At 70.2% G+C, this 14,758-nt stretch carries 13 protein-coding genes; 5 read left to right on the top strand and 8 right to left on the bottom strand.

What is annotated here, in order from left to right; translation table 11 throughout:
- Positions 1 to 85: 85 nt before the first annotated feature.
- The gene (locus tag IG02_RS0126550; RefSeq protein ID WP_063756861.1) at positions 86 to 2,278 is read left to right on the top strand and encodes an MMPL family transporter; all 2,193 of its coding nucleotides are present in this window, start codon (positions 86 to 88) and stop codon (positions 2,276 to 2,278) included.
- Positions 2,279 to 2,441: 163 nt separating this feature from the next.
- Here the strand turns inward: IG02_RS0126550 and IG02_RS0126555 are convergent, their stop codons facing one another.
- The 4 genes from IG02_RS0126555 to IG02_RS0126570 form a co-directional block, all read right to left on the bottom strand.
- Positions 2,442 to 2,798: a DoxX family protein gene (locus IG02_RS0126555; RefSeq protein WP_030753229.1), complete on the bottom strand. Its 357-nt coding sequence runs from the start codon at positions 2,796 to 2,798 to the stop codon at positions 2,442 to 2,444.
- Positions 2,799 to 2,933: 135 nt separating this feature from the next.
- Positions 2,934 to 3,677, bottom strand: coding sequence for a response regulator transcription factor (locus IG02_RS39850; RefSeq protein WP_158712387.1), 744 nt, complete (start codon positions 3,675 to 3,677; stop codon positions 2,934 to 2,936).
- Between the two features lie 460 nt (positions 3,678 to 4,137).
- On the bottom strand, positions 4,138 to 5,586 hold the full coding sequence (locus IG02_RS0126565; RefSeq protein ID WP_030753235.1) for a peptidoglycan D,D-transpeptidase FtsI family protein: 1,449 nt from the start codon (positions 5,584 to 5,586) through the stop codon (positions 4,138 to 4,140).
- A 111-nt stretch (positions 5,587 to 5,697) separates the two neighbouring features.
- Positions 5,698 to 6,468 (bottom strand): IclR family transcriptional regulator, encoded by a 771-nt coding sequence (locus IG02_RS0126570; protein WP_030753238.1) that lies wholly within the window; start codon positions 6,466 to 6,468, stop codon positions 5,698 to 5,700.
- 228 nt (positions 6,469 to 6,696) lie between these two features.
- Between IG02_RS0126570 and IG02_RS0126575 the strand changes: the two genes are divergently transcribed.
- The 4 genes from IG02_RS0126575 to IG02_RS0126590 all read left to right on the top strand — a co-directional run bounded on the left by IG02_RS0126575 (position 6,697) and on the right by IG02_RS0126590 (position 10,846).
- Entirely contained in the window at positions 6,697 to 8,241 is a 1,545-nt protein-coding gene (locus tag IG02_RS0126575; RefSeq protein ID WP_030753240.1) for an aldehyde dehydrogenase (NADP(+)), read from the top strand.
- 401 nt (positions 8,242 to 8,642) lie between these two features.
- Entirely contained in the window at positions 8,643 to 8,867 is a 225-nt protein-coding gene (locus IG02_RS0126580) for a hypothetical protein (RefSeq protein WP_030753243.1), read from the top strand.
- Positions 8,868 to 9,064: 197 nt separating this feature from the next.
- Positions 9,065 to 9,727 (top strand): DsbA family oxidoreductase, encoded by a 663-nt coding sequence (locus IG02_RS0126585; RefSeq protein ID WP_030753246.1) that lies wholly within the window; start codon positions 9,065 to 9,067, stop codon positions 9,725 to 9,727.
- Between the two features lie 69 nt (positions 9,728 to 9,796).
- Positions 9,797 to 10,846 (top strand): aminotransferase class V-fold PLP-dependent enzyme, encoded by a 1,050-nt coding sequence (locus IG02_RS0126590; RefSeq protein ID WP_030753248.1) that lies wholly within the window; start codon positions 9,797 to 9,799, stop codon positions 10,844 to 10,846.
- Between the two features lie 129 nt (positions 10,847 to 10,975).
- Here IG02_RS0126590 and thpD read toward each other — a convergent pair whose 3' ends face one another.
- From thpD to ectA, 4 genes are all read right to left on the bottom strand, one after another.
- On the bottom strand, positions 10,976 to 11,872 hold the full coding sequence (gene thpD / locus IG02_RS0126595; RefSeq protein ID WP_030753250.1) for an ectoine hydroxylase: 897 nt from the start codon (positions 11,870 to 11,872) through the stop codon (positions 10,976 to 10,978).
- Positions 11,873 to 11,874: 2 nt separating this feature from the next.
- Positions 11,875 to 12,273, bottom strand: a complete 399-nt coding sequence (locus IG02_RS0126600) for an ectoine synthase (RefSeq protein WP_030753252.1) — start codon at positions 12,271 to 12,273, stop codon at positions 11,875 to 11,877.
- Positions 12,274 to 12,601: 328 nt separating this feature from the next.
- Positions 12,602 to 13,870 (bottom strand): diaminobutyrate--2-oxoglutarate transaminase, encoded by a 1,269-nt coding sequence (gene ectB, locus IG02_RS0126605; RefSeq protein WP_030753254.1) that lies wholly within the window; start codon positions 13,868 to 13,870, stop codon positions 12,602 to 12,604.
- Positions 13,871 to 14,136: 266 nt separating this feature from the next.
- Positions 14,137 to 14,676 carry a diaminobutyrate acetyltransferase gene (ectA, locus tag IG02_RS0126610; protein ID WP_078854852.1) on the bottom strand — a complete coding sequence of 180 codons (540 nt, stop codon included), beginning with the start codon at positions 14,674 to 14,676 and terminating at the stop codon, positions 14,137 to 14,139.
- Positions 14,677 to 14,758 lie beyond the last annotated feature (82 nt).

Consider the following 14,758-nt stretch of genomic DNA (forward strand, 5'->3'; position numbering starts at 1 on the left):
CGGTTCACCGGAGCACCACCGTCGTCCTGGCGACACGCTTACCAGGACGACGGTGGTGTGCTTGTCATTCGAAAGGGACCGCTAGATGTTCGCACGACTGGGCGAGTTGGTCGTCCGCATGCGCTGGCTGGTGATCGCCCTGGCCATCGGGGTCGTTGCCTTCGGCGCGGTCTGGGGGACGCGGGCCGTCGACTCGCTGAGTGACGGCGGCTTCTACCCCACAAACGGCCCGAGTGCCAAGGCCGATCACCGAATCGAGCAGGAGTTCGGCCGCCAGAGCGCTGATGTGGTGGTGCTCTACGCGGCGGCCGGCCGAGGCACCGTGGCCGATCCGGAGTTCACCCGGCGGGTGTCCCACACGCTGACCGAGCTGGCGGGCCGGCCCGAAGTCGCCGAGGTGCGTTCCTACTTCACGACCAAGGCGCCCGCCTTCGTGTCGGAGGACGGGCAGTCCACCTTCGCCGCCATCAGCCTGACCGGCACCGACGAGAAGACACGGACCGATCAGTACGAGAAGGTCAAACGGGCTCTCCCGGTCCCGGATACGACCACGCTCGTCGGCGGCCGGGAGGCGGCACTCGCCGAATTCAACGAGAAGACCGAAGAGGGCCTGCTCACCGCCGAGATCATCGCGACCCCGGTCCTCACGATCCTCATGCTGATCATCTTCGGAGGCGTGGTCGCCGCCTGCATGCCGCTGGTGATCGGTGTTCTGGCGGTCCTCGGTGGCTTTGTGATCACCAGGCTGCTGACGTATGCACTCGATGTGTCGGTGTTCGCCATCAATGTGATCACGATCATCGGGCTCGGTCTCGCGATCGACTATTCGCTGTTCATCATCAGCAGGTTCCGCGAGGAGATGAGGGCGGGTGCGGACGAGCGGACCGCGATCGTCCGCACCATGTCCACCGCCGGGCGGACCGTCCTGGTGTCCGGCTCGACGGTGCTGCTGGCCCTGAGCGGCCTGTTGATCATCCCACTGCCCTTCCTGCACGGCATCGCCCTGGGCGGCGGTGCGGCGATCGGCGTCGCGGTCGTCAGCGCGCTGGTCGTCCTGCCGGCCGTACTGGCCGTCCTCGGCAAGCGCGTCGACGCCCTGCGGATGCCCGGCCGCCTCGGCGCGCGGCGCACCGCGCCGGACGGTGACGAACACGGCGTCTGGGGCCGTGTCGGATCCGCCGTGATGCGCAGGCCGGTCGCGTATCTGGTCGGTGTGCTGGCCGTGCTGACCGTGGCCGCGGCACCGTTCCTGCACGCCACGTTCGAGACCGTGGACGAGCGAGTGCTTCCGGTGGGAACGGAGAGCCGGGTCGTCTCCGAGCGGCTGAAGGAGGAGTTCCCCGGAGGTTCCGACGGGACGCTGCTGCTGATGGTGGACGGCGGCGGCCGGGAAGCGGCGCGAGCCGTCAGCACCACGGTTCAGGACATGGACCATGTGGTGTCGGTGACGCCGGTCGTGGCCCACGCGGACGCGACGCTGCTCCAGGTCAGGTCCTCGGACGGAGAACAGGGCCCCGGCACCCGGGAACTGGCCGAGGACCTGACCGGACTGGCCGCGCCGGACGGCGTCACCCTCCATGTCGCGGGCCTGGCGGCCCAGGTCAACGATCAGATGGAGGTCATCGCCGACGGGCTGCCCTGGCTCGCGCTGGTCGTGGTCGGGGTGACCCTGGTGATGCTGTTCTTCGCGTTCGGGTCGGTGCTGATGCCGATCAAGGCCGTGCTGATGAATCTGGTGTCGATCGGGGCCGCGTTCGGGGCCGTCGTGTGGAGCTTTCAGGACGGCCATCTGGCGGGAGTCCTGGGATTCACCGAACGGCCGGTGGAGGCCAGCAACCTCGTCCTGATCCTTGTGCTGCTCTTCGGACTGGCCACCGACTACGAGGTGTTCCTGCTCTCCCGGGTTCGCGAGGAGTGGGACGAGAGCGGGGACAACACCAGGTCGGTGGTTGTCGGGCTGCAGCGCACGGGAGGAATCATCACCTCGGCGGCGCTCCTGCTGATCGTCGTGGTGGCGGCCTTCACCACCGGGGGAGTGAGCTTCCTGAAGCTCATCGGTATCGGTATGACCGTCGCGATCTTCGTGGACGCCACGCTGGTGCGGATGGTGCTGGTGCCGGCCACCATGAAGATCCTCGGAGGTGCCAACTGGTGGGCGCCGGGTCCGCTCCGCCGGTTCTACGCGAAGTACGGCATCAGGGAGAACGACGCCCCGGCCGCACGGGTGGGCGAGCAGCGGACGGGCACGGCCGACGTGACGCACGAATCCGTGGTGTGAGCGGGCGGGTGCTGCCCGGGCGCTCTCGTCCGGAGCACAGACCGGAGAGCGGGCAGGGCCTTTCACGCAGGAGTTCGGGAGCTCAGGAGTTCGGGAGTTCAGAAGTACGGGAGCTCAGAAGTACGGGAGTACGACAGCTCAGGAGCAAGCGAGAAACCGTTCGTCAGGATCCGGTGGCGGCGTGGAGGACCAGGGGCATGGCGACGAGTGCGAAGACCGTGACGTCGAGCGCGACCGCCGACGCCGGCTCACGGGCCCTCAGCCGTGCGGCGACCGCCCCGGTCATCAGCGCGGCGAGACCGAGGGAAGCGGCCAGGCCGAGGGCCGGAGCCGCGATACCCAGCAACAGCCCGGCACCGCCCGCGGCTTCGAGGCAACCGATCACCGGCCACAACCGGGGCGGGACGCCGAGGCGCTCGCGGATCCGCAACGACTGGCGGACCCTCAGCACCTTGACCCCACCCGTCACGACGAACAGGAGACCGAGGACTGACGAGAGCACGGTCAGCGCGGTCCGCATCGGCATCCTCCAGGTGCTCCGGGTGTCGGCCCCGGGCATCGTATGCCGTGGTACATCCCCCCTCGGTGAAACGCGCGGGCTTCCGGTGCGACGGCGACCGCCGTACCGCGTATGCGCGCGGTACGGCGGTCGCCGTCAGCGCTGTCCCATCGACTCGGTGGCCGGGACTGCCGGGACCGTCGAGACTGCCGGGACCGTTGGCACCACCGCCGGTGCCGGTGGGACCGCTCGGACCCGCTTCGATTCCGAGAAGCGGTGTGCGTAGACGACGAGTTGTGTCCTGTCCCGCAGGTCAAGACTGCGGAGCATGGCGGACACATGAGTCTTGACCGTCGACGGGCTCAGGCACAGGGACTGGGCGATCTCGCTGTTCGACAGTCCACGGGCCACCAGTGCCAGTACGTCCCGCTGCCGGGTGGTGAGGCCGAGTTCCCCGCTCTCCTTCTCACCGAACGGGTTCGCCCGCTCCGGGGAGAAGCGTTCCAACAGGATCCGCGCCGTCGCGTTGGGCAGGACGATCCCACCGTCCGCCACGGTCGTGATCGCGTGCACCAGCCGACGGGTCGGGTAACTCTTGAGGATCACGCCCCGGGCGCCGGCCTTCAGCGCCTCCAGGTGTGCCGCTTCCGTCGCCGACATGGACATCGCCGCCACATGCGGAGCGCGGCTCCCCTTCCGCGCGGTCAGTCCGCCGATGATCTCCTGGATACCCGGGGCCGGGAGATTGTCGATACAGACGAGGGCCACGTTCGCGGTGGAACGGGCTGTCGCCTCCATAAAACTCTCCACGGTGGAGAAGCGGCCCGATACATGAATGGTCGCTTCTTCCTGAAGGATGGAAGACAGTCCCGTCAGGCTGAGATGATTGGGGTCGTACATGATCGTTCTGATTTTCGCTGCGGCCGGGCGCAGTAAATCTTCCTTCGGCAAGATCCCCGTTCCTTTGTTCGTCGGCATCCCCGCGTGCCTGCCTCGCGTCGGGCCTGTGTGCGGGGCGTAGGCGCGAGACATGGACTTCCGCATTGTAATCAGCGGGGATGTCCGCTGTGCGTCTACCCGGTCACGTCTGTGGATAACGCGACGAGTGTCCCTCGACGCGGTAAAAGAAGCGGGAGAAGGGCTCGCTGTGTTAATGCGGCAGATGGTGGCCCCCATCGATCACGCATTGCTCATCAGAGGAGAAAAGAGAAGGAATTCTGTTGGTTAATGGCGCTTCGTTGACCGAATTCGACCGGGTTGGGGGGGCATCGGCGGGTGAAGCGTGTCGCCTCCGCGCCAGTCCCGGCACAGCCCCCACGGCAGTTCCCACGAGCGTCCTCGGCAGTCCCCACGAGCGTCCTCACGCCAGTGCCGCCGCCATCATCTGCCGTGCGATCGGTGCCGCCAGGCCATTGCCGCTGACCTCCGACCTGGCGGCGTCCGAGTCCTCGACCATGACCGCGACGGCCACCTCCTTGCCCGTGGCGGAGTCCTTCGCGTACGAGGTGAACCAGGCGTACGGCGTGCCGCTGTTGTCCACGCCGTGCTGCGCGGTGCCCGTCTTGCCGCCCACCTCGGCGCCGTCGATCCGGGCGTTCGAGCCCGTACCGTCCGTCACGACCGTGACCATGGCGCTCCGCAACTGTTCGGCCGTGGCGGCGGAGACGATCCGCCTGGTGTCCCCGTCCGGGTAGGACTCCAGGGTGTCGCCCTTCGCGTTCACCACCTTGGAAACCAGGTGCGGCGCGGCGAGCAGGCCGTCATGGGCCAGCGCGGCGGAGACCATGGCCATCTGGAGCGGTGTCGCGGTCACGTCGAACTGGCCGATGCCCGACAGCGCCGTCTGCGCGCCGTCCATGCCCGACGGGTACACGCTCGGCGACGCCCGCACCGGCATGTCCTGTTCGGTGTCGTCGAAGCCGAACTTCTCCGCCATGGCCCGCACCTTGTCCTGCCCGAGCCGAACGGCCATCTTCGCGAAGACGGTGTTGCAGGAGTAGCGCAGGGCGGTGCGGATCGAGGCGTTCTCGCAGGGGGCCGAGGCGTTCTCGTTGCCCAGGGGCCGCGACGTGCCGGGCAGGGTGTACGGGTCCGGGCTGTCGGTCGCCTCGTCCACCGAGCCGTACAGCCCGTCCTCCAGCGCAGCCGCGGCGACGACCAGTTTGAAGGTCGAACCCGGCGGGAGCGGCTGCCGCAGCGCCCGGTTGGTCATCGGTTTGCCCGCCGCCCCGGTCAGCTGCCGCCAGGCGGCGCCGTCCGTCGTCCCGCTGATGCGCGAGGGGTCGTACGACGGGGTGCTGACCACCCCGAGGACCCGGCCGGTCGACGGGTCGAGCGCCACGGCCGCGCCCTTCTTGCCGCCCAGCGCACGGTATCCGGCCTTCTGCACGGCGGGGTCGATCGTTGTCAGGACATCGCCGGGTTCGGCCCTCTCGCCGGTGAGCGCGGAGAGCGGGTTCTTCAGCCGGGGGTCCGTGCCGTCGAGCACATCCGCGTAGATGCCTTCCAGCTGTGTGGAGCCGTAGGCCTGCGAGCTGTACCCCGTGACGGGCGCGTACAGGTCGCCGTCCGTGTAGGTGCGCGCGTACGCGAGGTCACCGCCATGCGTCTTCCGGGAACCCGTGACCGGTGAACCGGCCACGATGATGTCGCCCAGCGGCTGCGCGTACCGCGCCATGATCTTCCGCCGGTTGTCCGGGTTGTCCGCGAGCGCCTTGGCCTCATACGTCTGTACCCAGCTCGCCCGGAGCAGCAGGGCGAGCACCAGGAGCAGACATATGACCGCTGTGTGTCTGATCGTCTTGTTCATCCCGATGAGAGGACGGACGGGACGAAAGCGTCGTTCCCCTCGAACGGCTTCTTAAGGAACTCTTCATCCCGGCGGGAGGAAACCCGCCCCGTACGTCGTCGGCCGGAGCCGTCAGAGCCGGCGCGTCGCGAGCGCCAGGCGGTCACGCGCGTCGAACAGCGCGTCCTTGATCATCTGTTCGTGGCCCGGGGTGAGCCGCGCCACCGGCACCGAGCAGCTGATCGCGTCCCGCGCCGGCGTCCGGTAGGAAATCGCGACGCCGAAGCAGCGCAGCCCCAGCGTGTTCTCCTCGCGGTCCACGGCGATGCCCTGTTCGCGGATCGAGCGCAGTTCCTCGATCAGCTTCTCCCGGTCGGTGAGGGTGTGCTCCGTCAGCGCGGGCAGGGTCTCCGGGAGCATCTTGCGCACCTGCTCGTCGCTGTATGTCGCGAGCAGCGCCTTGCCGAGCGACGTGGAGTGCGCGGGCAGCCGCCGGCCGACCCGCGTGAACGGCCGCAGGTAGTGCTGTGACTGGCGGGTGGCGAGGTAGACGATGTTCGTGCCGTCGAGGCGGGCGAGGTGGATGGTCTCGCTGGTGTCGTCGGCGAGCCGGTCCAGCGTGGGACGGGCGGCGGCGACGACCTCGTCACCGTCGATGTACGAGGTGCCGACGAGGAGGGCGCGGACACCGATGCCGTACCGCGTGCCCGTGGCGTCCGTCTCCACCCAGCCCAGCTCGACCAGCGTGCGCAGCAGCATGTACAGGCTGGACTTGGGGTAACCGACCGCCTCCTGGACGGCGGCCAGGGAGTGCATGCCGGGTCGCCCCGCGAAGTACTCGAGCAGTTCAACCGTCCGTACCGCGGACTTGACCTGCGCCCCACCGGTTTCCGCAGTCGACATCGCCCTCGCCTCTTCTCGCCCACTTGACCACTCTTGACCACACGGAACGCGCGGAAATAGAGTCCCTACGGATTCACTATCGGGAATCCTGTTCAGAATACCGAACGCCTCCGGAGGGCGGCACCGGATCGCGACGCTCCGGTTCCACGCCCCGGCCCGGGGGCTCGGTGGGTACGCCCGTATGTCGGGCGTGCGTACGTCAGGCCGTATGCCGGGAAGGAAGCCGCGGTGGCAGCTGTACCAGTCTGGAGTGTCGACCCCCGCACGGGGAAGCAGCGCGAGCAGGTGGCGGCCGAGGCGACGGCCGCCGACATCGACCGCGCGGTGCGCGCCGCGCACGCCGCGCGCGCGGCGCTCGCCGACCGTTCCGCCCGCGCCGCCCTGCTCCGTACGGCGGCCGATGTGCTCGACGCGTCGGGCGACGAGGTCATCGCGGCCGCGGACGCGGAGACCGCCCTCGGCGCCGCCCGCCTCACCGGCGAGCTCGCCCGTACGACAGCCCAGCTCAGGGCCTTCGCCGAGGTCGTCGACGAGGGCGCCTTCCTCGACATCCACATCGACCACGCCGATGCCGGCCGCACCCCGCCCTGGCCCGACCTGCGCCGGATGAAGCTGCCGCTCGGGGTGGTCGCCGTCTACGCGGCGAGCAACTTCCCGCTCGCCTTCTCCGTCCCCGGCGGCGACACCGCCAGCGCCCTCGCGGCCGGCTGCCCCGTCGTCGTCAAGGCGCACCCGGACCACCCCGCCGCCTCCGAACTGTGCGCCTCCCTGCTGCGCCGGGCCGCCGTCGAGGCCGGCCTGCCGGCGGACGTGGTGAACGTGGTGCACGGCTTCGAGGCGGGCGTCGAACTGGTCAAGCACCCGCTGGTGGCAGCGGCCGGCTTCACCGGTTCGGTACGCGGCGGACGGGCACTCTACGACGCGGCGGCCGCTCGGCCCACCCCCATTCCCTTCTACGGCGAGCTGGGCTCCCTCAACCCGGTCGTGATCACCGAGGCCGCCGCCGCCGAGCGCGCCGAGCAGATCGGCGCCGGGTTGGCGGGCTCGATGTCCATGGGGGTCGGCCAGTTCTGCACCAAGCCCGGCTTCGTCCTGGCCCCGACCGGTGAGGCGGGCGACGCGCTGGTCAAGTCCCTGACGGCGACGCTCAGCGAGACCGGCCCGGGCGTCATGCTCGACCACCGGATGCGCGACGCCTTCGCGGCGGGGGTACGGGAACGGGCCGAGCTGCCCGGGGTCGAGGCCCCCGTCACCCCGGGCGCGGACGGCGAGCACACCGTCAACGCGGGCTTCCTGACCCTGCCGGCCGAACTGCTCGCCCAGGAGGGCCCGCACGACCTGCTGCTGGAGGAGTGCTTCGGACCGGTGGCCGTCGTGGCCCGCTACTCCTCGGCCGAGGAGATCAGCGCCGTGCTCTCGCGCCTGCCGGGCAACCTGACGGCCACGCTCCACCTCGCCGACGCGGAGACGGACGGCGCCGACGCCGATGCCGCCTCCGGCGCGGCCGGCCTGCTCGCCGAGGTCACCCCGCTCGCGGGCCGGGTCCTGGTCAACGGCTGGCCGACCGGCGTCGCCGTCGCACCCGCCCAGCACCACGGCGGGCCGTACCCGGCGACGACGTCCACCTCCACCTCGGTCGGCGCCACGGCGATCGAGCGCTGGCTGCGCCCGGTCTCGTACCAGTCCACGCCCGAGGCCCTGCTCCCGCCGGAACTGCGCGACGACAACCCCCTGGGGCTGCCGCGCCGGGTCGACGGCCGCCGGGAGAACTGACGCCGCGGTCCCGACGCCGACGGACGGACCTGGCGGCCCCGGCCCCGGCCCCGGTTCTTGCGGCCCTGGTCCTCACGGTCCCGGATCCCTCACGCCCCCGGACCTGACCGACGCGGGCCGCCGCCGAACCGCCTGCCCCCTCCGGTCGTACGGCCCGGAGGGGGCAGTGCGTTGTACGCGTGACGGGCCGCCCTCGTCCGCCCCGCCTCGATCGTGTCCGGTCGGCCGCGTGCACCTCGGCCGGCAATCCCTGGGGAAGGGAGCGCCGTCCCGGGCGGGGGCTTAATGTCGTGCCGAGGGTGTTTCGTGTCGATCGGGGCGTATCGCGCACCGGCCGGCCCGACGACGAGCGACCAGCGGCATACCCATGAAGGACCCGCGGAGGATCCGGGAGGCACGCCATGGAGTACGAGATGCGGGCGGAGTACGCGGGTGACGCCTCGCCCCGTGAGGCGGGCGCGCGGTTCGAGTGCTGGCACATGACACGTGACCACGAGACCACGGCCATGTGCGGCATCGATCTGGACGAGGCGGCCGCCACCCAGACCCCCGACGCCTGGGGCACCCCCGAAGGGCAGCCCTTCTGCCACACGTGCGGCGCGCTCTACCTCCGCCAGGTGATCTGAGGGCGGCCCCGAGGGCCCCTCGGGCACGGGCGTTCAGCTCCGGGGAATGCGTGTGACACCGGGTGCGTTCCCGTACGGGTGGAGAGTGCCTCCGTACCGCACGGCTCCGTCCACCGGACGACACGCCGTGCGCGGAAGCGCCGTATCCGTCCGGCAGACCGACAGCCCGTGACCGTGACTCTGGAGAAGAACCGAACATGCGCGTGGAGATCTGGGCCGATGTGGCCTGTCCCTGGTGCTACATAGGCAAGGCCCGCTTCGAGAAGGGCCTGGCGGACTTCGCGCACCGCGACGAGGTCGAGGTCGTGCACCGTTCGTTCGAGCTGGACCCCGGGCGGGCCAAGGGGGACACCGTGCGGGTGGCGGACATGCTCGCCGCCAGGTACGGGCGGACGTCCGAGGAGGTCCGCGCCATGGAGGAGCAGGTCGCCGCCCACGCGCGCGCCGAGGGACTCGGCTACCGGTCGGAGGGGCGCGACCACGGCAGCACCTTCGACGTCCACCGGGTGCTCCACCTCGCCAGGGCCCGCGGCCTCCACGCCGAGTTGCTCGACCTCGCGTACCGGGCGAACTTCGCGGAGGAGCGCTCCCTGTTCGACGAGGAGACGCTGGTGGTGCTCGCGGTCGAGGCCGGTCTGGACGAGCAGGAGGTACGGAGCGTGCTCGCGGATCCGGAGGCCTACGCGGACGAGGTGCGGGCCGACGAACGCGAAGCCTCCGAACTGGGCGCGAACGGGGTACCGTTCTTCGTCCTCGACCGGAAGTACGGGGTCTCCGGCGGGCAGCCCGCCGAGGTGTTCACCCAGGCGCTGGAACGGGCGTGGCGGGACCGTGCGGCCGATGCCGCGGCGCACTCATAAGGATCGCTTGGACCCGCCCTTCGGAGAGCGGCGATTGACGTAGGGGCGCGGCGGTTCCAGGGTTGACCCATGGACACCCTGGGAGGCGCCGAGTTCGCGCCTGACATGACGTATCTGAACACGTCTTCCTGCGGCCTGCTGCCCCGCAGGTCCGTCACCGCCGTACAGGCGCTGGCCGAGGCGAACGCCACCGGTCGGCGGGGGGTGGACGAGGAGAGCTTCGCGACCGTGGGGCGGGCCCGCGCGTCCTTCGCCAGGCTGGTCTCGGTCCCCGCCGAACGGGTCGCCGTGGGCGGTTCGGTCGCCGTGCACGTCGGGCTGATCGCCGGCTCGCTGCCCGCCGGCGCCGAAGTCCTCGTGCCCGAAGGGGACTTCGCCTCCCTCGTCAATCCGTTCGCCGTCCGGGGCGACCTCAAGCTGCGGTTCGCGCCGCTGGAGGAACTGGCCGAGGCGGTACGGCCGGGCACGGACCTGGTCGCCTTCTCCGTGGTGCAGTCCGCGGACGGCAGGGTCGCCGACGACGAGGCGATCCGGGCCGCTGCGGCGGCACACGGAGCCCGGACGCTGGCGGACGCCACCCAGGCGGCGGGCTGGCTGCCGCTGGACGCCGGGGCGTTCGACTACACCGTGACCGGTGCGTACAAGTACCTGCTCTGCACGCGCGGCACCTCTTTCCTCACCGTCACCGAGGAGGCCCAGGAGTCGCTGGTGCCGGCGCACGCGGGCTGGATCACCGGCGAGGAGCTGTGGGCGAACAACTACGGGCCCGTCGAGCGGCTCGCCTCCACCGCGCGCCGCTACGACGAACCGATGTCCTTCCTCTCGTACGAGGCGGCGGAGCGGTCCCTCGCGCTGATCGAGGAGATCGGCGTCGACGCGATCCGCGACCACGGCACCGCTCTCGCCGCCCGCTTCCGGGACGGGCTGCTGGCCCTCGGCCTCGACGCGGTGCCCGGGACCACGCCGATCGTGTCCGTCCTGGGGGTGGCCGACCGGCACGAGGACCTCCGGCGGGCGAAGGTGGCGGTCTCGGTACGGGCCGGGTACGTACGGGCCTCGTTCCACCTGTACAACTCGACCGCCGACGTGGACCGCGCGCTGGACGTGCTCGCGGACTGAGCCGCCCGGCCCGGGCCTTCGGCGGTCCGGGCCGGCCACGCGTACGGCGCGGGGCCGGTCGTCCGATCCGACCGGCCCCGCGCCCGTGCGAGCCGCCCCGCTCACATCCCGCTCAGCGGCTCAGCCGGCTCAGCGCACCGGGGTGAAGTCCCGGGCGCCGATGAAGTCCGGTCGTGGCGCGGGCGCCGCGAACGGCTCGACGGCCGTGTTCTCCACACTGTTGAACACGATGAAGACGTTGCTGCGCGGGTACGGCGTGATGTTGTCGCCCGAGCCGTGCATGCAGTTGCAGTCGAACCAGGTCGCCGAACCCGCCTTGCCCGTGAAGAGCTTGATGCCGGCCTTGTCGGCCATCTCCGTGAGGGCCCTGTTCGACGGCGTGCCCGCGTCCTGCATCTGGAGCGACCGCTTGTAGTTGTCCTTCGGCGTCTCGCCCGAGCAGCCGAGGAACGTCTTGTGCGACCCGGGGATGATCATCAGACCACCGTTGGTGTCGAAGTTCTCGGTCAGCGCGATCGAGACCGACACGGTCCGCATGTTCGGCAGACCGTCCTCGGCGTGCCAGGTCTCGAAGTCCGAGTGCCAGTAGAAGCCCGTGGCGCCGAAGCCCGGCTTGACGTTGATCCGCGACTGGTGGACGTAGACGTCCGAGCCCAGGATCTGGCGGGCCCGGCCCACCACCCGCTCGTCCCGCACCAGGTTCGCGAAGACCTCGCTGATGCGGTGGACCTCGAAGACCGACCGGACGTCCCGGGACTGGGGCTCGATGATCGAGCGCTCGTCGGCCCGTACCGCGGGGTCCGAGACCAGCCGGTCCAGTTCGGTGCGGTACAGCGCCACCTCGTCCGCGCCGATCAGCTGGTCGACGGTGAGGAAGCCGTCCCGCTCGAAGCCGCCGAGATCGACGGGGTCGATGGGGCCCGGAGCGTCGGGCGCGGACCAGACGACCGGGTCCTGGCGCGGGGTGAGAACCTCGGCGGCGCCACGGGTCGGGTACAGGTCGGTACGTGCGGGTGCGGTCGTCATGATCAGCCCTCCTCGGTCAGCAGCGGGTACACGCCGTTCTCGTCATGGTCCTCCCGTCCGGTCACCGGCGGGTTGAAGACACAGACGCATCGGAAGTCGGTCTTCGGGCGGAGCGTGTGGTGCTCGTGCCCGTCGAGCAGATACATCGTGCCGGGCTCGATCCAGTGGGTCTCACCGGTCTCGTCGTTGGTGAGCTCGGCCTCGCCCTCCACGCACAGAACGGCTTCGATGTGGTTGGCGTACCACATCGACGTCTCCGTGCCGGCGTACAGCACGGTCTCGTGAAGGGAGAAGCCGACCTTCTCCTTCGCGAGCACGATGCGCTTGCTCTCCCAGGTGCCCGAGGCCGACTTCACATGGCGGTCGGTGTTCTCGATGTCCTTGAATGATCGGACGATCACGGTGGCTGGCGCCTTTCTCTTCTGTGCGGTCGCTATGCGTGCGCTTTCCTGTGGATGGTCCGGTGTCCGTTCGCGTACGGGGCGCGGGGTACGGGACAGGGGGCATGAGGCTCGGCCGTCCGTTCTGTCGGGCGGTGCCCCGGCCCCCGTGTCGCGTACCCCGTACCCCGTACGCGCCGGAGTGGTGCCGTTCACCCGCGGGTGCCGTCGGGGCCTGTCGGGGCGGCGGGCGCGATGTTCAGCTCGTGTCACGCGGTGCGTGGTGTCCGCGTGGCCGGTGCGGCCGTGCGGCGGTGCGGCGGTGCGGCTGGAGCGAGCGATCAGGCGGTCAGGCCGTCTCGCGGACCGCGCGGGCCAGCGTGCGCAAGCCCTCGTCCAGCTCGTCGGGGGTCACGGTCAGCGGCGGCAGCAGCTTGACAACCTCGCTCTGCGGGCCGGACGTCTCCAGCAGGAGCCCCAGCTCGAAGGCGCGGGCGCAGACGGCCGTCGCCCGGTTCTTGTCCTCGAACTCCACGCCCCAGACCAGGCCGCGGCCCCGGATGTCGGGCGGCGTACCGGGACTCTCGGCACGGATCGCCTTCAGCGCGTGCTCGACCTGCTCGCCGCGGGCGATGGTCTGCTTCTCCATCTGGCCGTCGGCCCAGTACGTGTTGAGCGCGGCGGTGGCCGTCACGAACGCCGGGTTGTTGCCCCGGAAGGTGCCGTTGTGCTCGCCCGGCTCCCAGACGTCCAGCTCCGGGTTGAACAGGCACAGCGACATCGGCAGGCCGTATCCGCTGATGGACTTCGACAGCGTGACGATGTCCGGCTGGATGCCCGCCTCCTCGAACGAGAAGAACGCGCCGGTCCGGCCGCAGCCCATCTGGATGTCGTCGACGATCAGCAGCATGTCGCGGCGGTGGCACAGATCGGCCAGCGCGCGCAGCCACTCGGGACTGGCCACGTTGATGCCGCCCTCGCCCTGGATGGTCTCGACGATCACCGCGGCGGGCTTGTTCAGGCCGGAGCCCTGGTCCTCCAGCAGCCGCTCGAACCAGAGGAAGTCCGGGACCTGGCCGTCGAGGTAGTTGTCGAACGGCATGGGCGTGCCGTGCACCAGCGGGATGCCCGCGCCGGCGCGCTTGAAGGCGTTACCGGTGACGGCCAGCGAGCCCAGCGACATGCCGTGGAACGCGTTGGTGAAGGAGACGATCGACTCGCGGCCCTTGACCTTACGGGCCAGCTTCAGCGCGGCCTCGACCGCGTTGGTGCCCGTGGGGCCGGGGAACATGACCTTGTACGGCAGGTCACGGGGCCGGAGCAGCACGTTCTGGAACGTCTCCAGGAAGGCGCGTTTCGCCGTGGTCGCCATGTCCAGGCCGTGGGTGATGCCGTCCCGCTCGAGATAGTCGAGCAGGGCGCGTTTGAGTACCGGGTTGTTGTGGCCGTAGTTGAGTGAGCCGGCTCCGGCGAAGAAGTCGAGGTACGTATGGCCGTCCTCGTCCGTGAGGCGTGCGCCCTGCGCACGGTCGAACACGGCGGGCCAGCCGCGGCAGTAGCTGCGGACCTCGGACTCCAGGGTCTCGAAGACGCTCAGTGCGGGCGGGGTGATGGTCACGGGATTCTCCTGCCGATGGGGGTGTGCGAGTGGGAAGCGGGAGTGTGCTGGGAGGCCGTGTACGGGGAGCGTTCGGGCCGTCCGGACCGCTCAGCTGCTCGGAACGAGTCGGAAAGAGTCGGAACCAGCCTCGAACAGTTCGGGGTCGAGTCCGAATCGGTCGGGTCGGGGCCCGAACCAGTCGGTACGGGGTGCCACGGGGCCGTCCGTACCGCGACGGGGGCGGCACGGACGAGTCGCGACGGGTCACGACCGGACACGACGACTCAGAACGAGAGCGGGCCGATGCGGTACAGCACTTCCGGCTGGTGCACCCCGTCGGGGAACAGCCCGCCGTCGAAGAGGACCTCGCGTTCCAGGACCGCGTCGTGGCGCGCGGCGTAGGCGGTGAAGAGCCGGTCCGAGGCGGTGTTGTCCGGCGTCACGGTCGTTTCGACGGCCGTGACGCCCAGGTCGCGGGCCACCCGGGCGGTCAGCTCGTCGAGGAGCGCTCCGGCGAGGCCGCGGCCCCGCTGGCCGCCGTCGACGGCGACCTGCCAGACGACCAGCGCGTCGGGACGTTCGGGCCGTATGTATCCCGTGACGAAGGCGACCGGCGTGCCGTCGTCGTCACGGGCGACGGCGGAGGTGGCCGCGAAGTCACGACACCAGAGCAGGTAGCTGTACGAGGAGTTGAGGTCAAGGACCTCGGAGTCGCGGGCGATGCGCCAGATCGCGGCTCCGTCCTCCACTCGTGGGGCGTCGATCGTGAAGGATCGGGCGAATTCGCTTCGGGCGCCTGCAAGGTCTGCTTGTGCGGCGGTCATGGAGATTGAATTTACCCAGCAAATTGGAAAGATGCATCTCGGTCAGGGGTTGGGAGAAGGGGCGGTATGTGTTATCGCGCGC

The organism is Streptomyces sp. NRRL F-5135 (genome assembly GCF_000719775.1).
GTDB classification, from domain to species: domain Bacteria; phylum Actinomycetota; class Actinomycetes; order Streptomycetales; family Streptomycetaceae; genus Streptomyces; species Streptomyces hebeiensis.